20 protein-coding genes and 3 tRNA genes are annotated in these 19,548 nt (G+C 65.4%); 7 read left to right on the top strand and 16 right to left on the bottom strand.

Translation table 11 applies throughout. From position 1 onward, the window contains the following. Positions 1-2: 2 nt before the first annotated feature. The 4 genes from L1081_RS02270 to L1081_RS02255 form a co-directional block, all read right to left on the bottom strand. On the bottom strand, positions 3-725 hold the full coding sequence (locus tag L1081_RS02270; RefSeq protein ID WP_489415002.1) for an alpha/beta fold hydrolase: 723 nt from the start codon (positions 723-725) through the stop codon (positions 3-5). A 5-nt stretch (positions 726-730) separates the two neighbouring features. Next, positions 731-991 carry an MbtH family NRPS accessory protein gene (locus L1081_RS02265; RefSeq protein ID WP_489415001.1) on the bottom strand — a complete coding sequence of 87 codons (261 nt, stop codon included), beginning with the start codon at positions 989-991 and terminating at the stop codon, positions 731-733. A 215-nt stretch (positions 992-1,206) separates the two neighbouring features. After that, positions 1,207-1,467, bottom strand: coding sequence for a DUF4880 domain-containing protein (locus tag L1081_RS02260; protein ID WP_489415000.1), 261 nt, complete (start codon positions 1,465-1,467; stop codon positions 1,207-1,209). Between the two features lie 88 nt (positions 1,468-1,555). Next, positions 1,556-2,089 carry a sigma-70 family RNA polymerase sigma factor gene (locus tag L1081_RS02255; RefSeq protein WP_354373240.1) on the bottom strand — a complete coding sequence of 178 codons (534 nt, stop codon included), beginning with the start codon at positions 2,087-2,089 and terminating at the stop codon, positions 1,556-1,558. Positions 2,090-2,412: 323 nt separating this feature from the next. Here L1081_RS02255 and L1081_RS02250 point away from each other — a divergent pair, with 323 nt between their 5' ends. Further along, the gene (locus tag L1081_RS02250) at positions 2,413-3,213 is read left to right on the top strand and encodes a 4'-phosphopantetheinyl transferase superfamily protein (protein ID WP_489414999.1); all 801 of its coding nucleotides are present in this window, start codon (positions 2,413-2,415) and stop codon (positions 3,211-3,213) included. Positions 3,214-3,243: 30 nt separating this feature from the next. Then, positions 3,244-4,086 (top strand): ParB N-terminal domain-containing protein, encoded by an 843-nt coding sequence (locus L1081_RS02245; RefSeq protein WP_489414998.1) that lies wholly within the window; start codon positions 3,244-3,246, stop codon positions 4,084-4,086. Here the strand turns inward: L1081_RS02245 and L1081_RS02240 are convergent. Further along, positions 4,067-4,651, bottom strand: coding sequence for a BPSL1445 family SYLF domain-containing lipoprotein (locus tag L1081_RS02240; protein WP_489414997.1), 585 nt, complete (start codon positions 4,649-4,651; stop codon positions 4,067-4,069). The two genes, L1081_RS02245 and L1081_RS02240, sit on opposite strands and share 20 nt — an antisense overlap. Positions 4,652-4,975: 324 nt before the next feature. Between L1081_RS02240 and L1081_RS02235 the strand changes: the two genes are divergently transcribed. The 3 genes from L1081_RS02235 to L1081_RS02225 all read left to right on the top strand — a co-directional run bounded on the left by L1081_RS02235 (position 4,976) and on the right by L1081_RS02225 (position 9,469). Then, complete coding sequence (locus tag L1081_RS02235; RefSeq protein WP_489414996.1) at positions 4,976-6,724, top strand: hypothetical protein; 1,749 nt, start codon at positions 4,976-4,978, stop codon at positions 6,722-6,724. A gap of 100 nt (positions 6,725-6,824) precedes the next feature. Then, on the top strand, positions 6,825-8,120 hold the full coding sequence (locus tag L1081_RS02230) for an ArgE/DapE family deacylase (RefSeq protein WP_489414995.1): 1,296 nt from the start codon (positions 6,825-6,827) through the stop codon (positions 8,118-8,120). Then, positions 8,117-9,469, top strand: coding sequence for a phosphatase PAP2 family protein (locus L1081_RS02225; RefSeq protein ID WP_489414994.1), 1,353 nt, complete (start codon positions 8,117-8,119; stop codon positions 9,467-9,469). The genes L1081_RS02230 and L1081_RS02225 overlap by 4 nt, the downstream gene beginning before the upstream one ends. Positions 9,470-9,527: 58 nt before the next feature. On the opposite strand, the gene L1081_RS02220 is transcribed toward L1081_RS02225, so the two are convergent. From L1081_RS02220 to folC, 9 genes are all read right to left on the bottom strand, one after another. After that, positions 9,528-9,604: transfer RNA gene (locus tag L1081_RS02220), tRNA-Asp, on the bottom strand. A 69-nt stretch (positions 9,605-9,673) separates the two neighbouring features. Beyond that, a tRNA-Glu gene (locus tag L1081_RS02215) sits at positions 9,674-9,749 on the bottom strand. Positions 9,750-9,800: 51 nt separating this feature from the next. Continuing rightward, positions 9,801-9,876: transfer RNA gene (locus L1081_RS02210), tRNA-Ala, on the bottom strand. A gap of 72 nt (positions 9,877-9,948) precedes the next feature. Next, positions 9,949-11,337 carry a glutamate--tRNA ligase gene (gene gltX, locus L1081_RS02205; RefSeq protein WP_489414993.1) on the bottom strand — a complete coding sequence of 463 codons (1,389 nt, stop codon included), beginning with the start codon at positions 11,335-11,337 and terminating at the stop codon, positions 9,949-9,951. A 7-nt stretch (positions 11,338-11,344) separates the two neighbouring features. Continuing rightward, a complete protein-coding gene (locus L1081_RS02200) occupies positions 11,345-12,565 on the bottom strand; it encodes an O-succinylhomoserine sulfhydrylase (protein WP_489414992.1) in 1,221 nt (406 codons plus the stop codon). Between the two features lie 11 nt (positions 12,566-12,576). Further along, positions 12,577-14,082, bottom strand: a complete 1,506-nt coding sequence (gene purF, locus L1081_RS02195) for an amidophosphoribosyltransferase (RefSeq protein ID WP_489414991.1) — start codon at positions 14,080-14,082, stop codon at positions 12,577-12,579. A gap of 12 nt (positions 14,083-14,094) precedes the next feature. Further along, entirely contained in the window at positions 14,095-14,580 is a 486-nt protein-coding gene (locus L1081_RS02190) for a CvpA family protein (RefSeq protein WP_319427102.1), read from the bottom strand. An 18-nt stretch (positions 14,581-14,598) separates the two neighbouring features. Continuing rightward, complete coding sequence (locus L1081_RS02185) at positions 14,599-15,483, bottom strand: SPOR domain-containing protein (protein ID WP_489414990.1); 885 nt, start codon at positions 15,481-15,483, stop codon at positions 14,599-14,601. Positions 15,484-15,545: 62 nt separating this feature from the next. Further along, on the bottom strand, positions 15,546-16,853 hold the full coding sequence (gene folC / locus L1081_RS02180; protein WP_489414989.1) for a bifunctional tetrahydrofolate synthase/dihydrofolate synthase: 1,308 nt from the start codon (positions 16,851-16,853) through the stop codon (positions 15,546-15,548). 225 nt (positions 16,854-17,078) lie between these two features. Between folC and L1081_RS02175 the strand changes: the two genes are divergently transcribed. Next, the gene (locus L1081_RS02175) at positions 17,079-18,236 is read left to right on the top strand and encodes a tyrosine-type recombinase/integrase (protein WP_489414988.1); all 1,158 of its coding nucleotides are present in this window, start codon (positions 17,079-17,081) and stop codon (positions 18,234-18,236) included. Positions 18,237-18,254: 18 nt separating this feature from the next. Here the strand turns inward: L1081_RS02175 and L1081_RS02170 are convergent, their stop codons facing one another. After that, complete coding sequence (locus tag L1081_RS02170; RefSeq protein ID WP_489414987.1) at positions 18,255-18,665, bottom strand: hypothetical protein; 411 nt, start codon at positions 18,663-18,665, stop codon at positions 18,255-18,257. 132 nt (positions 18,666-18,797) lie between these two features. On the opposite strand from L1081_RS02170, the gene L1081_RS02165 reads away from it, so the two are divergent. Beyond that, positions 18,798-19,073: a hypothetical protein gene (locus L1081_RS02165; RefSeq protein WP_489414986.1), complete on the top strand. Its 276-nt coding sequence runs from the start codon at positions 18,798-18,800 to the stop codon at positions 19,071-19,073. Here L1081_RS02165 and L1081_RS02160 read toward each other — a convergent pair. Further along, positions 19,070-19,465: a hypothetical protein gene (locus L1081_RS02160; protein ID WP_489414985.1), complete on the bottom strand. Its 396-nt coding sequence runs from the start codon at positions 19,463-19,465 to the stop codon at positions 19,070-19,072. The two genes, L1081_RS02165 and L1081_RS02160, sit on opposite strands and share 4 nt — an antisense overlap. Positions 19,466-19,548 lie beyond the last annotated feature (83 nt).

Raw genomic sequence — 19,548 nt, 5'->3', positions numbered from 1 at the left:
CTCTAGTGCGCAGAAAGATGTGTCGGCAGATGCCGTGCGAGCGCAGCGAGGAATTCGGTCTCGCGCTGCCGCAGGAAGAAGTGGCCGCCCTCGAACCAGTCGAGCGTGAAGACGCCTTCGGTCTCTTTCGACCACGCGGCCATGGCCGACACCTCGATATCGTCCTGCCGGCCCGCGAAGGCATGCACGGGCAGCAGCAGGGGCGGCGCGCCTGCCGTGGCGCGCGCGTCGTGGCTGCGGCAGACACGGCGGTCGGCGCGCAGCGTGTCGAGCGTGATGCGCATGAGCTCGTCGCTGGCAAACACCTCTTCGGGCGTGCCGCCTTGCTTGCGAAGTTCGGCGATCAGCGAGGCGTCGTCTTCTCCGCCGGCGAAGCGCTCAGGGTCGCGCCGCGAGGGGGCGGCACTGCCGGACACCAGCAGCGCGCGCGGCAACGGCCGCTGCGACGCCTGAAGCCGGCGGGCCACGCCATGGGCCAGCTGCGCGCCCATGCTGTGGCCGAAGATCGCGAAGTCGCCGCGCATCGCCTCGGCCTGCTCGGCGCATATCCGCGCGACCATGACATCGAAGTCTTCGACGAAGGCCTCGCCCATCCGCGCACCGCGCCCCGGCAGCTCCACTGGCACGATGCGGACCCACGGCGGAAGGAAGCGGCGCCAGCGCAAGTACATGGCGGCGCTCGCACCGGCGCACGGCAGGCACAAAAGCGAAAGTGGCCCCCGCATGACCATCAGCTGGCCGCGCGCTCCGCGGTCCGCTCACCTTGCTGTTCTTCCTGCTGCCGCATCCATTCGCGCAGCGAGCGCGGCCGCATGTCGGTCCAATGGCTCTCGACGTAGGCCAGGACGGCTTTCTTGTCGCCCTGCACGCCTTCAACGGCGGTCCATCCGCCGGGAACGGCCTTCCAGTGGGGCCAGATGGAGTACTGGTCTTCGTGATTGACCAGAACAATGAAGGTCTCGTCTTCACGGTCAAAACAGCTCGTCGACATCGATGCATCCTTGTGTGATTGAACAGAAGGAGCGCCGGATGGCCGGTCGCGGACCGGATCGAATCGCAGCGCCCCTGCCAACAGGACGCTTCGCAGGCGAATCTGTTCATTTCACGAGGTGCTTGCAGGGGGAGACGGCTGCATCCGCCGGGCCGGGCCGGCGGGGCCATTGCGAAAACGCGCGGCATGGCGCGCGCTGGCGAAAAAGCCTGGCTTTACTTGCCGGCCCGAGGCGCGGCGCCGGCGCCGCTGTCGGGCGATTCGTCGCCGTCGCCGAAATCATTGGCCGGCGGCACGAAGCCCGCAAGCAGCCAGAGTTGCGCGGCCTTGTCATAAGCGCGGCGATGCGAAGGCTCCGCCACCAGCCAGGCCGTCAGTTCGGCGCGCGCAGCTTCGTCGAAGCTCTCGCGGTCGTGCTCGCGCTGTACCCAGTCCCAGGCGGTGTTCCAGATGGGATCGTCTTGTTCGTGTGTCATTCTCGAAGCTGCTCGCGGTTGCCCGTGTAGAACAACGCGCATTCTCGCGGGAAACCGGGCTGCTTCTTTCCCGTTCCCACTACAGCTTCTAGCGAGAGCCGCTCTCGAACAGCAGATGGCCGCACGACTTGATGGCCGTCGCAGCCTCGGCGATCAGGCCATTCACGAGCCCCAGCGCGCAACCCAGGCGCGCGGCAATCTCGCGCTGCGTCAGCCCTTCCAGCCGGTAGAGCTCGAAGACCAGGCGCGTTCTTGGCGCGAGCCCGGAAAGAACCTTGTCGATCGCAGTGATGACCTGGCGCTCGCACATCATGCGGTCCGGCGTGGCGGCAGCCGGCACGTCGAGCAGTTCCACGTCGACATCGAAAGTGCGATAGCTGGCCTCGACGCGATGGCGGCGGCAGTAGTCGAGCGCCATGTTGCGCACCACCTGGCAGCAGTAGCCAATGGGACGGTCGGCCTGCCGGACGCAGGGGCCGTCGACGATCTTCAAATAGGCGTCCTGCACGACGTCGTCGGCCAGATCCGCCGTATTCACGATCTTGCGGGCAACGCGCCAAAGCTGGGCGCGGTTGGCGATGAAGACCTCCCCGAGCGAAGGCTCGGACGAATGCAATGGCATGTTCAACACCTCTTCCTCCAGTGAGCGAGCCGAAACGGGCCGCAGGTCCGAATTACTACTTTCTCCGTAACAATCTAAATAAGAATCATTTCTATTTATAATTGGATTTCGAGTCACCCTGATGACCCTTCCAGATCAACGTTCAAACAAGTGGATTGAGGCTCCGAGATGGTCTCGGGCGGCGATGCGTGCGGCCTGAAGATCCGCGAAGAAATGCGGAATCCGGCTTCGCTCATGCGGGGGGAGCGCAATGATAGACCACTTCGCTTCATGCCATCATCCGCAGAAAATTCCGTCCGCGGCCAATGCGCCGCGACCAGTCCATGCCAAGCGCCGCCCCTCTCATCTCCTTGCCCGCGGGCGACATCCACCTCTGGTTCTGCTTTCACGGTGACACCGGCAACCCCGCGTTGACGGCGGAATATTTCTCTTTGTTAACGCCCGAAGATCGATCGAGGCACGACCGCTTCCACTTCGCTCGCGACCGGCACCGCTACCTGTTGACGCGGGTGCTGGTGCGCTCGGTGCTGTCGCGCTATGCACCGGTGCAAGCGCAGGCCTGGCGCTTCGCCACCGGCTCCTTCGGCCGACCTCGGATCGAGGCACCCCTCGCGGAAGAAGCCCATGGCCTGGACTTCAACCTGAGCCATACCGACGGCCTCATCGTGATGGCTGTTGCGCGTGAAATCGACCTGGGTGTCGATGCAGAAAACCTCGGGCGCAAGGCTGCGCTGGAGGTGGCTGGCCACTTCTTCTCGCCCTCCGAGTCGGCCGCATTGAATGCACTGCCGCCCTCGCTGCAGGCAGAGCGCTTCTTCGAGCTGTGGACGCTGAAGGAAAGCTACATCAAGGCACGCGGCATGGGGCTGCAGATACCACTCGACAGCTTCAGCTTTGCGCTGGCCGACCCCGGCAGCATCGAATTCACGCTCGCAGATTCGCTCGACGGCACCGCGCAGCGCTGGCATTTCTGGCAGCTGCAGCCCACGCGCGAGCATCTCGTGTCGGTGTGCGCTGCGCCCGGCCATTCGTCCCCGGCGCGCATCGTGTGCCGCGAAGTCGCACCGCTGCAATGGGAGAGGCCGCTGGCGGTCCGCACGGCCCGCGCCAGCGGGTGCATCTAGAATCCCGCCCCTTTCCCCGATCCCTCCCCCATGAACATCGTCGTCAACGAAGAACTCAAAGCCTATATCGATCCATTGACTCCGGAGGAGCACGAAGCGCTGGAACGCAGCATCCTCACCGAAGGCTGCCGCGACGCGCTGGTGCTGTGGGGCGATGTGCTGGTGGACGGCCACAACCGCTACGGCATCTGCCAGAAGCACGGGCTGCCGTTCCAGACGGTGCAGAACACGCGCTTCAAGACCATCGAGGACGTGCACCTCTGGATGATCGACCAGCACCTCGGACGGCGCAGCATCTCGGACTTCCTGCGCGGCGTGCTGGCGCTCAGAAAGAAGGACATCGTCGACGAGCGCCGTGCGCGTGCGCTGTCCGATACGGCTCGGCCGGACGACGACCCGCCCTTCGACGCCGACACGCCCGCTGCCGAGAGCGCCGCGGTCCTGCCCCCGCCCGCCCCCTTGAGTAGCCGCGAAGCCATCGCGAGGGCCGCGCGCCTGAGCAGCAACCAGGTCGTGATGATCGAGAAGATCCAGAAGCAGGCCGCGCCCGAACTGGTGGCGGCCGTGAAGTCTGGCGTGATCTCCATCAACACGGCAGCGGCCGTGGCCAGCCTGCCTGCCGAAGAGCAGGTATCGGCGGCGAACGCGGGCAAGGACGAACTCAGGCAGGCCGCCAAGCGGGTTCGCGAGGCCAGGCGCAAGCCGCGCGAGGAATCGGCCGAATCGGATGCGGCCGATCAGCCCACGGGGCAGCAGCCCGACGCCGTTCAAATGCTGGAACGGCGCGTGGCCGAACTGACGGCCGAGAACGACGGCTTGCGCAGGCAGGTCGCCGAACTTCGGGCGCAGCTGGCTACAGCCGGATCTCTGTGATCTTCGCGCCCGACAGCGAAACGCCCGCCTCGAGCCCCACGTTGGTCAGCACGAAGCCGACCACCGGCTGGCGCAGCGTGTTGGTGTCGATGCTGCCATTCGCGCCGATGGTTGCGGCGGCCACGGTGGCATCGGCCCCTGCCGTCCATCCCTTGCTGTTGCGGAACTTGTCGAGCGCTGCCTGCGTGGTGAACACATAGATCACGGCCTTCGACTGCGCGCCGGCCTGGAAGCCGATCGAGCCCGCTGTGGTGCTGTAGTAGGCCTGCGTGCGCCCGTTCACGCGCAGCGCACCCCGGCCGTACTCGGCGCCGATGCCCATGCTGGCGCCGACCACGGCGGGAAACACCAGCACGCCGCTGGATGAGGAAACAACCTCGCGCGAGCCCTTGACCGTGTCGTACAACTTGGACAATGCGGCATCGACCTGGGCATCGATCGATGCACGCGTTGAAGTGGTGCTGGCCTGGTCCTGGGGCCGCGTGGTGGTGCAGCCCACCACCGCGGCGCCGCCCACTGCAACGGCGCACGCGAGCGCAAGGCTTCGGAACTGGATGGATCGCATGACGCTCTCCTTTGCTGGCTGGAACGATGGAAAGGCCGAGGCGCTTTCTTTCGCGGCCCTCGGCGGCCTGTTCGAACACTCATGCTAAGACCGCAAAGTACCGCTGAAGCCGACTTGGGAAAACGGCCTACGCGAAGTCGAGCCATTGAAGAACGATGGGCCGATCGGCCGCCTTGCGGTGCCGATGGCATACTGGCGCGCCGCCACGCCACCCCCACCAATGGATGAGTTCCGGCCTGCCGGAACTACCTCCAGCGAAGCCGCCATGAACCACTCGCGAGACGCCTTGTCTGCACCTTCCAGGCCGCGCCAGGCCCTGCACTGATGGGCGTCGCGATCGAGGCACCTGACCGGCGTGCCGGGGTCTACCGCGCCATGCTGCGCGCCGTGCGCTCATGCCTGCCGGTCTACCGCATCCTGCTGGCACACACGCCGGGCCATGTGGTCCTGGTCGTGGGAACGGTCCTCGCATCGCAGCTGAGCCTGCTGATGACGCTCTGGCTGCCGTGGAAACTCGTCGTCATGCTGACCGGGTCCCAGGGGCCCACGCTGCTGCCGCGGGTCCTTTCCGACATGCCGCAGAAGACCCAGGTGCTGGTCGTCGGCGGTGCCATCGTCGCGGCCTATGTTCTGCATTTGGCCGCCGAAAAGCTCATCGACTGGCTGTGCGAGCGCGGCGCGCAAAAGCAATGGCAGGCCAGCGAGAAAACGGGCCTGTTCAACAACCAGTCGAAGACCGCGCGGCAGGCCTACCAGCGCCTGCTGCGCAGCGCCGCTGCCCTGGTGTTCGCCGGCCTGGCCATGGTGGCATTGGCCGCTCTGTACCCCGCCATGCTGCTGGCGGCGCTGCTGTGGTGCGGCCTCGTGCCGTTGGCCTTGCACGGCGCCATCGCGTGGCGGCCGAGCCTCGCACATGGCATGCGCGATTCGCTCAACCGCCTGATGGGCGGGTTCGTGCAAGGCGGGTTCTTTTGCGCGCTGGCCATCGTGGTGTGGCAATACTGGCGCGATGCGCTGCCGCCGCTCTTGGTGATGCTGGTGGCGCTGATTCTTCTGCGCCAGGCGCTGCAGCAGATCGCCTTCGTGGTGCTTCATTTCGCCACGCTGGACAGGCAGCGCAGCCAGGTTCGCGCGCTCTTCCTGCCCGACGTGCGATGGCAGGCACCCGCGGCGGTTCGCAGCCCCTTCGACGAGCTGCTGGAGCCGGTCCGGCGCGAGCAATGGATGCGCGAGGTCCTCCACTCGCAGCTCGGCCTGCCGCTCGAAGGCATGCGGCTGGACGTGCAGACCCGGACCCTGGGTACCGGCAACATCAAGGCACTGTTCGTGAAGCTGCTCGACGACGGGGCTGCCTCGAACCATGGCTTTCTCTTCAAGCTCTTCGATCACGCGCGCGACGCGGCGGCTCAACAGGAGGCCGACCTGCTGGACCTTGGCGCGGCCGGACTGCCTGCCTTCGAATGGCTCGGCAAGACGCGCGTGAGCGGCTTTGCCTGCCACCTGATGCGCTGGAACACGCAATCCCGGCGCACGAACGGAGCGGAATATGCGCAGGGCGTCTCGGCATTGCGCATCCGGCTGATGACGTTCGAGCCGCCGCCCGGCCTTGTCGAGCGCTATCGCCGCTCGCGCGCCCTTCTGCCGGAGCGGCTCCCGCACATCCGCTTCGACGCACTGCGGGAAGCCGCAGCCCATCAGGCGCAGGCGGACGCCATCGAATCGCTGCGGCTCGCCTGGCCCTCCTTCATGCAGGCGATGCAGGCCATGCCGCTGCAGCTGATACAGCCCCATCTCTCCAGCAATGCCGTCTTCAGGGAAGAGGATGGCAGCTTCCGCATCCACGACTGGGCCGATTGGCGGCTGGAGCCATTGGGCGCTGGCTGGCCGCTTTCGCAGCACATGGCCAGGGACCTGGAGCAAGCGCTGGCGCAGGTGTCGGCCGTGCGTGCACTGCCGGCGGGCGTGACAGCGCAGCAAGCCGGGCTCGCTGCGCGGCTGCACGAATTCGAACGCCGCCATGCGCGCGAGAACTACCAGGGCGCGGCCAACATGGTGGCCGGCCTGCTGCGTTGACGCGCCGGAAAACCCCAGGCTGATCCGTCACGGGGCCTGCGCGGCGTGGAAGAATGAAGCTCCTTCTTCCAGCACCGCAAACGCAGGCGGCCCCGACTCCATGCCCAAGCTCACCGAAGACCGGATCAGCGAAGCCGCCATCGTGGAGGCCGCCCACGCGTTGCGCGCGCCGGCCGTTCGAATGCTCGAGCAGCTCGTCGCTCGTCCTTCGCTGCTGGGACACGAGCAAGGCGCGCAAGCCTTCATGGCCGAGACCTTCGCGAAGCTGGGCCTGCGCGTGCACCAGTTCGAGATCGACGAGCAAAAGATCCGTCAGCATCCGGGCTACTCGCCCTCCATCGTCCCGTACGAGGGGCGCACCAACGTCGTCGGCATTCACCAGCCCCGCGGGCCGCAGAAGGGCCGCTCGCTGATCTTCAACGGCCACATCGACGTGGTGCCAACCGGCGCCGAGGTGCTCTGGAAGCACCCGCCTTTCAATCCCGTGATCGAGGGAGATCGGCTCTACGGCCGCGGCGCGGCCGACATGAAGGCCGGCATTGCGGCCTACACGATGGCGTATGCGGCGCTGCAGTCGCTCGGCCTCGAACCGGCATCGCCAGTCTATTTCCAGTCGGTGGTGGAAGAAGAGTGCACGGGCAATGGCGCGCTGGCCTGCCTGGTCGAGGGCTATCGCGCCGACGCGGCCATCATCCCCGAGCCGCTCGGCGGCGTGATGACCTGCCAGATGGGCGTGCTGTGGTTCGCGCTCGAGGTGCTGGGCAAGCCGGTGCATGCCTCGGTGGCCCAGACCGGTGTCGGCGCGATCGACTTCTCGCTGTATCTTTTTTCGGAACTCAAGAAGCTCGAGCAGCGCTGGAACGAGCCTGCCAACCGCTATCGCAGCTACGCGCATCACGCGCATCCGATCAACTTCAACCTTGGAAAGATCCAGGGCGGCGAATGGGCTTCGTCGGTGCCCTCGGCCTGCCGCAGCGACATCCGCATCGGCTTTTATCCCGACATGAACGTGGCCCGCGCCAAGGCCGAGGTCGAGGCCGTGCTGGCTGCCGCCTACGCCGCTCATCCGGCCCGCGAGAGCCTACGCTACCAGCTGATCTACGAAGGCTTCCAGGCCGACGGCTTCGACCTCGAGCTGGATTCGCCGATCGTCACCGAACTCTCGAAGTGCCACCAGGACATCGTCGGGCAGGCACTTGAACCCACGGCCTTCACGGGCACGACGGACGCGAAGTTCTTCAACATCTATGGGCAGACTCCCGCAGTCTGCTACGGCCCCACGGGCTCGAGCATCCACGGCATCGACGAGTGGGTTTCCCTCGACAGCCTGGTGCAGGTGACCGCCGTGCTGGCGGTGTTCATGGCGCGCTGGTGCGGCGTCGACCACATCGATTGATCGAGACCGAAGAAGCGTCGTGTCACACCCACTGGCGAAGGTCGTTTTACGATGCACGCCACGTCGTTCGCGTGGACGACTCGACCCGCAAGGAAAGTGAATCAAAAAGGATGCATCCGCTGAATCTCGCCCTCTTCGATGCACTTGCGGCGGGCTTTTCTCCCTCGCCCGCGGTGCTTCAGCTGGCGTCGGCCATCGCGGTGGGTTCGTCGTGGGCATGTGCAGCGGTTCTTGCCTGGGCCGCATGGCGCCGCGCGGCGCAGCGGCCTTGCGTGCTGGCGGTGCTGGCCGCCGGCGGAGCGGCTTCCCTGATCTCGCAGGAGATCGCTGCCTCCGTGGGCGTGCCGCGTCCCTTCATGATGGGGCTGAGCCCTGCGCACGTTCCCCACGGCCTGCGCGCGGGGCTGCCCAGCACGCACGCCTCGGTGATGTTCACCATGGCCTTCATGCTGCTGCTGCGACGCTCGATGCGCGACGTGGGAATGGTTATTCTTGCCGCCGCCGTGGCCACGGGCTGGGCTCGCATCCATGTGGGCATTCATTTTCCGTTCGACGTGGCGGCAGGTGCGCTGCTGGGTGCGGCCATTGCCGCAGCGCTATTTGCGATGCAGGCGATTGCGCCGAGGTTCGCTCCCCAGGCTGCGGCAACCCTGGCGCGGCCGTTGCGCGCCTTGGCCGACGGCAGGACCGGGCCATGCCTGGTGCTGTTGTTCGTCTTCGCCGCCACCTGGGTCGGCTTGAACACGCCGCAGGCGATCGGGCTGGAGGTGCTGGAGGAAAACGGGCCCGTCGAGAAAAGCACGGTTCTCCTGTACCTGGCCGCGGTGTTCTGCGCCTTGATGGTTCGCGTGGCGTTTCTCTCGCGGTTGGACCGGCTGGCCATCTGCGTCCTGCTTCTTGCTTTCGCAGCCCGGGAAGCGGATTGGCATCTGGCGCATTTGGGCACCAGCCTGCTGGAAGCGCCGCTCTCGCGCATTCTTGCTGCGATGGCTGCCCTCGCGCCTGTCGCCATCGCGGCCGGGTGGCTGGCCAGACGCGCCTGGTCCGCAAGCCGTGCGATGCGCGCCTGGCGGCAATGGCGGCCCGAAGCCACGACCTTGCTGACCTTCGCCACGGTCATCGGGGCCGCGATCATCCTCGATCAGCTACCCGCTTCCCTCGCAGGGCAGCAGCCAGACCTGTTCACCGCTGGCTCTTCTTCTGCGGCCTTTCGCGGCTACCTGATGCTCAGTTTCGAGGAAATCCTGGAACTGGCCCTGCCGGTCCTGGCGCTTTTGGCCATCCTGCAGGCGAGACTGGGTGGGAGCCGGGATTCGGCTGTCAGTGGCATCGAGCGCTCGTACGCATAGCGCGTGCAACCCAAAGAAAAACGGGTTGCACCATTTCTGATGCAACCCGTTCTTTGACTGGCGGAGTGGACGGGACTCGAACCCGCGACCCCCGGCGTGACAGGCCGGTATTCTAACCAACTGAACTACCACTCCTGGTAGACAACGTTTACTCCTTGCGGAGCCAAGTGCTGACGACTTGTGCCTGCTTCACTTGCGCGAAACTGGCGACCCTACGGGGATTCGAACCCCGGTAGCCACCGTGAAAGGGTGGTGTCCTAGGCCTCTAGACGATAGGGTCAAAACCTTAGGAACCGTGCTGCGATCAGCACTTATCTTCTCGACACTTTGATGGTGGAGGTAAACGGGATCGAACCGATGACCTCTTGCATGCCATGCAAGCGCTCTCCCAGCTGAGCTATACCCCCATTTGACTTTCAGGCTTTTCTTTTCAGAATCACCCTGCGTCGCTGTCGAGCCTCAAATTATAGACCGAAAAATCAGGCCCTTTTCAAACGCTCGATAACTTTTTCACGAGAAAAGATCGCGAGCACCGAATCGAGGGATGGCGTCTGCGGTGTTCCCATCACGAGGACGCGAACCGGCATGGCCAACACGGGCATTTTCACCGAATGCGCGGCCAGGACTTCCTTGATGGCCGCAGCGATCGAAACTTTTTCCCACGTCACGCCCGTGAGCTTCTCGGCGAGCGTGGCGATGACGGGCTTCACCGCATCGGTCACGTGCTGCGCGAGATCGGCTTCGCTCGGCACCACCTCCGCGTAGAACGCGGCGGCCCAGTCGGCCAGCGCGACCGTGGTTTCGCAGCGGTCCTTGAAAAGTGCGCAGATAGCGGGCAGGCGATCGTCGGCCTCGATGCCGCGCTTTTTCAGCTGCGCGGCCACGAGCGGCGCGAGCTCCGCGTCGGCCTTGGCCTTGATGTACTGGGCGTTGACCCATGCCAGCTTCGCGGCGTCCCATTGCGCGGGGCTCTTCGAAAGGTGCGAGCCATCGAACCAGCTCACCATCTGCTCGCGCGTGAAGAGCTCGTCGTCGCCATGACTCCAGCCGAGGCGCGCCAGGTAGTTGAGCATGGCTTCTGGCAGGTAGCCGTTCTCCTCATAGGCGGTGACGCTCACGGCGCCGCGGCGCTTGGACAGCTTCTGCCCGTCGTCGCCCAGGATCACCGGTACATGGCCGAACGCAGGCAGCGGCGCACCGAGCGCGCGGAAGATGTTGATCTGCCACGGCGTGTTGTTGATGTGCTCGTCGCCGCGGAACACGTGCGTGATGGCCATGTCCCAGTCGTCGACCACCACCGCAAAGTTGTAGGTGGGCACACCGTCGGGCCGCAGGATGATGAGGTCGTCGATCTCGCGGTTGTTGATGGTGATCTCGCCCTTGACCAGGTCGTTCCAGGTCACATCGCCTTCCGGCGGGTTGCAAAAGCGCACCACCGGCGGCACGCCTTCGGGCACGGGCGGCAGCACCTTGCCGGGCTCGGGGCGCCAACGGCGGTCGTACAGGGTCTTCTCGCCGCGCGCGCGCTGCGCCTCGCGCATTTCGTCGAGCTCGGCCGGCGTGCAATAGCAGTGGTAGGCCGTGCCGGCCGCGAGCATCTGCGCGATGACTTCGCGGTAGCGCTCGAGGCGCTGCATCTGATAAATGGGGCCTTCGTCGTAGTCCAGGCCGAGCCAGTGCATCGAGGCCAGGATCTGGTCGGTCGAGTCCTGCGTGGAGCGGGCCACGTCGGTGTCCTCGATGCGCAGCACGAACTCGCCGCCGTGATGGCGTGCATAGGCCCACGAGTAGAGCGCGGTGCGGGCCGTGCCCAGGTGAAGGAAGCCGGTGGGAGACGGAGCGATGCGGGTGCGAACTTTGCCGGTCATGGATCAATCAGGATTTCAGGGTGCCCAGGCCACGCAGCAGGTCGGCCTTGATGTCGTCGATGTGCTCCAGGCCGACCGCGAGGCGGATGAGCCCCTGGCTGATGCCGGCGGCCTGGCGCTGTGCTTCGGTCAGGCGGCCATGCGAGGTGGTGCCGGGGTGCGTGATGATGGTCTTGGTATCGCCGAGATTGGTGGCGATGCTTACCACGCGCGTGCTGTTGATCACGTGGAAGGCATTGGCGCGCGCGGTTTCCGGGTCGTTGCCGACCACGTCGAAGGACACCACCGCCCCGCCCTGCCCCGACTGCTGGCGCATGGCCAGTTCGTGCTGCGCATGCGAGGCCAGGCCGGGGTAGTAGACGCGCGCGATGCCGGGCTGCGTTTCAAGCCACTGCGCGACAGCCAGCGCGTTGGAGCACTGCGCCTGCATGCGGATGCCCAGCGTCTCGAGGCCCTTGAGCACCACCCACGCGTTGAACGGCGAGAGCGCCATGCCGGCGGTGCGCACCACCGGGCCGAACACGTCGACGATGAGCTTGGAGGGGCCGCAGATTGCGCCAGCCATCACGCGGCCCTGGCCGTCGAGGTACTTGGTGCCCGAATGAATGATGAGGTCGGCCCCCAGTTCGGCCGGGCGCTGCAGCGCGGGCGTGCAGAAGCAGTTGTCGACCGCGAGCAGCGCGCCGGCGCCGTGCGCCAGGTCGGCCAGCGCCCGGATGTCGCACACCTCGGTCAGCGGGTTGGTCGGCGTTTCGGCGAACAGCAGCCTGGTGTTGGGCTTCAGGGCCGCGCGCCATTCGGCCACGTCGGTCTGCGAGACGAAGGTGGTCTCGACGCCGAACTTGGCAAACTCCTTGCCGAACAGGTTGAGCGTGGAGCCGAACACCGAGCGCGAGCACACGACGTGGTCGCCGGCCTTGAGCAGGCCCATGCACATCATGAGGATCGCGCCCATGCCGGTGGAGGCGCCGATGGCGGCTTCGGTGCCTTCGAGCGCAGCCAGACGCTGCTCGAAGCTGGTGACGGTGGGGTTGGAAGTGCGCGAGTAGGTGAAGCCCTGCTCGGTGCCGGCAAAGCGGCGCGCCGAGGTCTCGGCATCGGGCTGCACGAAGCCGCTGGTCAGGAACAGCGCTTCGGAGTGCTCGCCGTGCTGGCTCGGCGCCAGGCCGGTGCGCAGCGCGAGCGTGTCGCGGTGCAGTCCGGGCGGCAGGGTTCGTTCATCGGTCACTTCTTCGGCTCTCACTCGCTGTGGTTGGGAAGCGCCAGGCGCGAAGAATCTTCTTCGGTCTCTTCGACGCGCGGACGGTTGCCGTTCATGCGCGAGATGGCTTCGGTGTCGATGTCGCCGGTCACGTACACGCCGTCGAAGCAGGAAGCATCGAAGCCGTCGAGCTTGGGGTTGAGAGAGCCGATGGCGCGCTTCATGGCGTCGACGTCCTGGTAGATCAATGCGTCGCAGCCGATCAGCTCGCGGATCTGCTCGACGGTGCGGTCATGCGCGACCAGCTCGTCCTTGGTGGGCATGTCGATGCCGTAGACGTTGGGGTAGCGCACGGGCGGCGCCGCGCTGGCCAGGTAGACCTTGCGCGCACCGGCGTCGCGCGCCATCTGCACGATCTCGCGGCTGGTGGTGCCGCGCACGATGGAGTCGTCGACCAGCAGCACGTTGCGGCCCTTGAACTCGCTGGCAATCACGTTGAGCTTCTGGCGCACCGATTTCTTGCGCACGCCCTGCCCCGGCATGATGAAGGTGCGGCCCACATAGCGGTTCTTCACGAAGCCTTCGCGGTACGGCACGCCCAAGAGGTGCGCGAGCTGCGTGGCGCTCGGCCGGCTCGATTCAGGGATGGGGATGATGACGTCGATCTGGTTCGGCGGCACGGTGGACACCACGCGCTTGGCCAGCGTTTCGCCCAGGTTGAGCCGCGCCTGGTAGACCGAGATGCCGTCGAGCACCGAGTCGGGCCGCGCGAGGTAGACGAATTCGAAGATGCAGGGGTTCAGCGTGGGCGCCTCGGCGCACTGCATCGAATGCACATTGCCCTGCAGGTCGATGAACACGGCTTCGCCGGGCGCGATGTTGCGCTCGAACACATGGCCCGAGCCTTCGAGCGCCACCGATTCGCTCGCCACCATCACGGTGCCGTCCTTCTCGTTGCGGCCCATGCAGAGCGGGCGAATGCCGTACGGGTCGCGGAATGCCAGCAGTCCGTGGCCGGCGATCAGCGACACCACGGCATAAGAGCCGCGCAGGCGCTTGTGCATGTTCTTGACCGCGGCAAACACCTCGGCCGGGTTCAGCGGCACGCCGCGCGATGCGCGCTCGAGCTCGTGCGCGAGCACGTTGAGCAGCACTTCGGAGTCGCTCTCGGTGTTGGTGTGGCGGTGGTCGGTGGAGAACAGTTCCGAGCGCAGCGCATGCGCGTTGGTCAGGTTGCCGTTGTGCACCAGCACGATGCCGAAGGGCGCGTTCACGTAGAAGGGCTGCGCCTCTTCCTCGCTGTAGGCGTTGCCCGCGGTCGGGTAGCGCACCTGGCCCAGGCCCACGCTGCCCGGCAATGCGCGCATGTTGCGCGTGCGGAACACGTCGCGCACCATGCCCTTGGCCTTGTGCATGAAGAACTTGCGCTCCAGCAGGGTGACGATGCCGGCCGCATCCTGGCCACGGTGCTGCAGCAGCAGCAAGGCGTCATAGAGCAGCTGATTGACGGGTGCGTTGCTGACAACGCCGACGATTCCACACATGAACGATTCCTCTCAGGGCAGGTAGCTTGCCAACTTTTCAGGCAGCGCGGGTTTCAGGCCCTGCAATGCCGCATCGAGAACATTGGCGCTGTGCGATTCGTGCCACCAGGCACTGTCGCTCAACGCCAGCAAATGAACAATGACCGCCAGCACCAGCAGGGCAACCGCACCCCGCGCCGCTCCGAAGGCCCCACCCAATATCCGGTCCACCGGCCTGAGGCCGACAGCCGCAATCAGCTTTCGCGTCAGCGCAGCCACCAGGCCCACGCCGAAAGCCACCCCGACGAACACCAGCACAAAGGCCAGCGGATAGCGCCAGGTGGCCTGCGGGTCGCCGAACGGCAGCCAGGCCGCCACATCCGACGCCAGCCACTGGGCGGCAATGAATGCAGCCACCCAGCCCGCCAGCGAAATCACCTCGAACACCAGGCCCCGCATGAGGCCGAACAGCATCGACACGACGACGAGCGTGACGGCGATCCAGTCGAGCAGGGCCACGGCGGCGGGCGATGGCTACTACAACGTGAGGATGGCAGCCGACAAAGACAAGCCCTTGACCTTCTCGGCGGCCTTGTCCGCCTCGGCACGCGAGCCGAACGGGCCGACACGCACACGCGTGCGCTCGCCATCGGCCGTCTTGGCCACGTGCACATAGGTCTTGAGGCCGGCCTTCTCGAGTTTCTGCCGTACTTCGCGGGCCTTGTCGGCATCGGCAAAGGCGCCGACCTGCACCACGAAGCGGCCGCCGTCTTCGGAAGCGGCGGGCTTGGTGCTGGTGTTGGACGGCTTGCCTTCGAGCAAGGCGCGCGCGCGGTTGCCGTCGTCGGTCGAAGCCGGCTTGGGGGCCGCGGGCTTGGGTTCAGGTTTGGCTTCCGGTTTGGCTTCCGGTTTGGCTTCTGGCTTTGGCTTCGGCTCGGGTTTGGGTTCCGGCTTGGGCTCGGGCTTCGGTTCGGGCTTGCGCTCCGGCTTGGCTTCGGCCGCGGGCCGGGTCTCGACCGGGGGCGTGCTGGCCGCCGGCTTGCCGGGATCGGTGATTTCGGTGCCGTCGGCGGTCTCGGTGATCATGCCGCCGCCGGTGGACGGCGCCGCTGCCACGCGGGCGCCGGGGTCGGCCGCGCCGGTCGTCGGTGCGGCGGGTGCCGGCGTGGCGGGCACGGGCAATGGCTTGACCTTGTTGCGGTCGGGAATCTCGATCGGAATGTCGACCGCGATCGGGCGCGGCTGGGTGTCGAACAGCAGCGGAAATCCGATCACGCCAAGCAGCACCAGGACCGCCGCACCCACCAGCCGGTGGCGCGCACGGCGACGCATGGTTTCGACACTTTCCGCGGGGACGGCGGCCGGTGCGCTGCGTCCTTCGTTGCCTTGCTGGCCGCGCGTGCGGAACTTGAAAAACGCCATGAAGTTCGATCCCTGAAGGAGTGCAGCGAGGTGTGTGCCAGATGGTGCGGACGGGCCGGCGATCAGCCGCCGGGCAGCAGGTGTTTGGCTTGCAGCCGCGGAGTGCCATGCTCCAGCACGCCACCCACGGTGAAGAACGATCCGAAGACCACGATTCTATCAGCGGGGTCCGCGTGCCCGATGGCTGCGCGCAGCGCCTCCATCGGGTTCGCGTGCACGCTGCCGGAGACGTCGGTGCGCGTGTTCTGCGCCTGCCAGCTCGCAAGCAGATCGCCGGCCTTGGCGGCGCGCTGGGTCGGCAGGTCGGTGAAGTACCAGCGGTCGATCATCGGGCCGATGCGCGCGAGGATCGGGGCCAGGTCCTTGTCGGCCATGACGCCGAAAACGCCGTGCGTGGTGGGGTAGAAACCCATCGCGTCGAGGTTCTCGGCCAGCGCCGCCACCGCATGGGCGTTGTGCGCCACGTCGAGCACCAGCGTGGGCTCGCCCGGCACGATCTGGAAGCGGCCGGGCAACTCGACCATCGCGAGCCCCGTGCGCACCGCCTGCGCGGTGATCGGCAACCGGGGCCGCAGCGCTTCGAGCGCCGCGAGCACGCCCGCGGCATTGAGCAGCTGGTTGGCACCGCGCAGCGCGGGATAGGCCAGCCCGCTGTAGCGCCGGCCGCGGCCCGACCAGCCCCACTGCTGCTTGTCGCCCGACACATTGAAATCGTGCCCGAAGCGCCAGAGGTCGGCGCCGATGGCTGCCGCATGGTCGATCACGCTTTGCGGCGGCATCGGGTCGCTCACGATGGCAGGCTTGCCCGCGCGCATGATGCCGGCCTTCTCGAAGCCGATGCTTTCGCGGTCGGGCCCGAGGTAGTCCATGTGATCGAGGTCGATGCTGGTGATGACCGCGCAGTCGGTGTCGATGATGTTGACCGCATCGAGCCGGCCGCCGAGGCCGACTTCGAGAATGGCCACGTCCGGCTTCTCTTCGATCATGCAGCGCAGGATGCCCAGCGTGGTGAACTCGAAGTACGTCAGGGGCATGTCGCCCCGCGCCACTTCCACCGCCTCGAAGTTTGCTATCAGTTTGGAAGCATCGACCGCTTCGCCCGCCAGCCGCAGCCGCTCCTCGAAGCGCACCAGGTGCGGCGACGTGAACACCGCCGTGCGGTAGCCGGCGTGCGTGAGGATCGATTCGAGCATGGCGCAGGTCGAGCCCTTGCCATTGGTGCCCGCCACGGTGATCACCGGGCATTCGAAGCGCAGGCCCATCCGGGCGGCCATTTCCTTGGCGCGGTCGAGGCCGAGCTCGATGTTCTTCGGATGGAGTTGCTCGGCGCGTGCGAGCCAGTCGTTAAGGGTTTCCATGGAGCCCGGCATTGTCGCCGACCCGCAAAGCGCCCGGCGCCCCACGTTTTATCGGCATCATTGGCGTCCATGACAACCCTCTACGGCATCCCGAACTGAAAGTGGCTGCGGTGTTCCCGCATGTTCCCGCGTTTCCGTGAAGTGGCGATTTCCGAGGGAAGCAGGCCTCCAATTAGGCCCAACGACTTCTCTCTGATTCCCGGCTGTTCCCGCGAGGTTCTAGCTGGATTCCTAGCCATGACCACATTCGCATTCACCAAGTCAAAAATCCTCAGCGCCACTGCGGGGGAGCACACGGACTCCGAGCGGTCCTACCTTCGCCTGTATGTCACCGACAAGGGCAAGCGCACCCTCGGCGTTTACAAATGGAGCCCCGAGCTTCAACGGCCCGTCCGCATTTCGCTGGGCGAGTACATGGGGGACGAGGCGTCAGTAGTCCGGGACCGGGCGCTCGACGCCTTTCGGGCTCACGAAGTGAAGGCCAAATGCCGCAAGGCAGGCTTACCGGACTCGGAGAAACCGCTCATCCTGCGCGAGTACCTGACGGCGTACACGACTGCGCTCAAAGCCGATCCGACGACTGGGGACCCCCGGTGGGCCGAAAAGATTTTCAATCGCTTCTACAAAGACTGGCTGGACAAGCCCTTGGCGTCCATCACACAGGCCATGCTAGACGACCGCCACACACGGACAGTGGTCGCGAACGGGCCAGCGGCGGCGAGCAGGGCTGCAAAAGCGTTCAAGGCCGTTTTTTCCTATGCGAGGAAGAAACGCGGCTATCAGGGCCGGGACATTACCCTAGGCCTCAAGATTCAGGAGTCCCCGCAGCGCACCCGAATACTGGACAGCGACGAACGCGCCCGCGTCATTGCCGCCCTTGACGACCCCACCCTCCTTCCCTACGTGAAGCCATTCATCCGGCTACTCATGCTGACAGGCGTCCGCTGGGGCAACCTCGCGTCGGCCCGCTGGGAAGACATGGACCTCGACACAGGTGAGTGGCTCATTCCCTGGCAGAAGAGCAAAAACCGGGAAGAAATCCGCGTGCGTTTGCGGCCCGATGCTGTTCAGGTACTCAAAGAGTGGCGCAGCTACCAAGAACTAGACGAGACCGAAGGTGAATGGGTCTTCCCCTCCCCCAAAAACTCCAGTAGCGGGCATATCGAGGAACCTTCATTCGCATGGAACCGCGTGCAGGAACTTGCCGGACTGAAGAAGCACGCCACCCTGCATGACCTTCGGCGCACGTTCGGCTCCACGCTGCTACAGGCGGACGTGCCGATGGCTGTAGTGCGGGATGCGCTCGGGCACAAGTCCATCGCCGTCACAGAGAAGCATTACGCGTTCTTGAACAAAAGAGCCATCGACTCGCACATCGACCGCGTGACGCTATGATCGCTCGCCGTGTGATAGCTATCTTTTCAGCCTGCAGGCAGCCACCGAGGTAAAAAGCGGCCGACCTGAGTTCGGTTCTTTCATCTTGAGAAGCTCGGCGGCCGAGTTAAGGCACCTCAACTCGGTTATGGACGAGACGACAAGCGACGGTCCGAAAAGCTCATCGCGTAGTACCGCCTCATACGGAAGCAGGGAAGCTACGCTTGTTGACGAGCAACTGAACACGATCCCGTTCATCGACATGCCTTCTGCCACCTGCTTCTTAGATGCCTCGTCGTAGGCTCGACATAGCTCGGGCGTAGCAAAACCCACCTGAACTATCGGGTCCGCACCCATTGAGAACCGCATGTATTTCGCGCCATCTGCCGTCTGGGCCGCCACTCCAGCGCTGGCAAGCGAGGCAAAGACTGTCAGTACCAACTTCTTCATCGCCTTCTCCTTTTGTTAGTCGCGGATCGTAAGTTGAAGGCAATGGATACCGCTAGCCCAAGCAAGGATTCATCCCAGTTGCGGCGGCGCTTGGGTCATGTCATAAATCGTTACCAACTACGAGGAGCGACAGTGGCCGACTTGATCAGCAAAAATGACCTTCAGTTCAAGGACTATTCTTGGAAAGCAATCCCGCCTGATGACGCTCGGGTTACAGGCAAACCCGATTCGACTTTGCTCAATCGGGGAGAGGGCTATGAAGTGCTCGCCTTCCTCAATCGCATCTCGAAGACAAAAGAGAGCGCGCTGAAGGGAGAGCGCATGATCAAGAACAATCTGCCGGGCGTTGTACGCAGCCACAGGAACGTGCACCAATGGATCGTCGATAACTGGAACAAGCACGCTTAATCAAGACACAGACGCCGCTCCGCCGCCAGCAAATCCGCCTTAATACGCGCAGGTCTGATCTCCCCCCGCAGGTACTTGACCTTGACCTGAAGTGCCACGTCCGGGTCAAGCCCCACGTACAAAAGATGGTGGATGAATGTGGGGCTCACGACATAGGCCAGGTCGTCGTCGGCGAGCCCTTGCGCCACGATGGCGAGCATCAGTTCCTGGCATGCCTCGATGGGCGTGTACGGCAGGCCGGGGCGCAGCGGCGGGAGGTCTGGACCGACCGGCCCCTTGTGTAAGGTCGCCTTCGGTAGATCGAGCCCCGTAAACGCGCCGACCGGGCCGGACGGTACCCGAGTACCCTCCCCGCCCGCCGTCGCTGCCAGCGCCGATCTGTCAGCTTGCACGGGGCATTGATCGGGGGGCGCTACGGGCGAAACTCCCGGGCTACCGTCCGAAAGCGCCTCTACATTTGTGCAGAACGGCGTTG

The organism is Variovorax sp. MSC1_012 (assembly GCF_023667525.1).
GTDB classification, from domain to species: domain Bacteria; phylum Pseudomonadota; class Gammaproteobacteria; order Burkholderiales; family Burkholderiaceae_C; genus Variovorax; species Variovorax beijingensis_B.
Note: the sequence above shows the minus strand (reverse complement) of the source record. Positions and strands in the feature narration are given on the sequence as shown.

Coding starts and splice junctions, on each gene's coding strand:
- L1081_RS02270 (WP_489415002.1), bottom strand. CDS start 725: ATGCGGGGGCCACTTTCGCTTTTGTGCCTGCCGTGCGCCGGTGCGAGC.
- L1081_RS02265 (WP_489415001.1), bottom strand. CDS start 991: ATGTCGACGAGCTGTTTTGACCGTGAAGACGAGACCTTCATTGTTCTG.
- L1081_RS02260 (WP_489415000.1), bottom strand. CDS start 1,467: ATGACACACGAACAAGACGATCCCATCTGGAACACCGCCTGGGACTGG.
- L1081_RS02255 (WP_354373240.1), bottom strand. CDS start 2,089: ATGCCATTGCATTCGTCCGAGCCTTCGCTCGGGGAGGTCTTCATCGCC.
- L1081_RS02250 (WP_489414999.1), top strand. CDS start 2,413: ATGCCAAGCGCCGCCCCTCTCATCTCCTTGCCCGCGGGCGACATCCAC.
- L1081_RS02245 (WP_489414998.1), top strand. CDS start 3,244: ATGAACATCGTCGTCAACGAAGAACTCAAAGCCTATATCGATCCATTG.
- L1081_RS02240 (WP_489414997.1), bottom strand. CDS start 4,651: ATGCGATCCATCCAGTTCCGAAGCCTTGCGCTCGCGTGCGCCGTTGCA.
- L1081_RS02235 (WP_489414996.1), top strand. CDS start 4,976: ATGGGCGTCGCGATCGAGGCACCTGACCGGCGTGCCGGGGTCTACCGC.
- L1081_RS02230 (WP_489414995.1), top strand. CDS start 6,825: ATGCCCAAGCTCACCGAAGACCGGATCAGCGAAGCCGCCATCGTGGAG.
- gltX (WP_489414993.1), bottom strand. CDS start 11,337: ATGACCGGCAAAGTTCGCACCCGCATCGCTCCGTCTCCCACCGGCTTC.
- purF (WP_489414991.1), bottom strand. CDS start 14,082: ATGTGTGGAATCGTCGGCGTTGTCAGCAACGCACCCGTCAATCAGCTG.
- L1081_RS02185 (WP_489414990.1), bottom strand. CDS start 15,483: ATGGCGTTTTTCAAGTTCCGCACGCGCGGCCAGCAAGGCAACGAAGGA.
- folC (WP_489414989.1), bottom strand. CDS start 16,853: ATGCCGGGCTCCATGGAAACCCTTAACGACTGGCTCGCACGCGCCGAG.
- L1081_RS02175 (WP_489414988.1), top strand. CDS start 17,079: ATGACCACATTCGCATTCACCAAGTCAAAAATCCTCAGCGCCACTGCG.
- L1081_RS02170 (WP_489414987.1), bottom strand. CDS start 18,665: ATGAAGAAGTTGGTACTGACAGTCTTTGCCTCGCTTGCCAGCGCTGGA.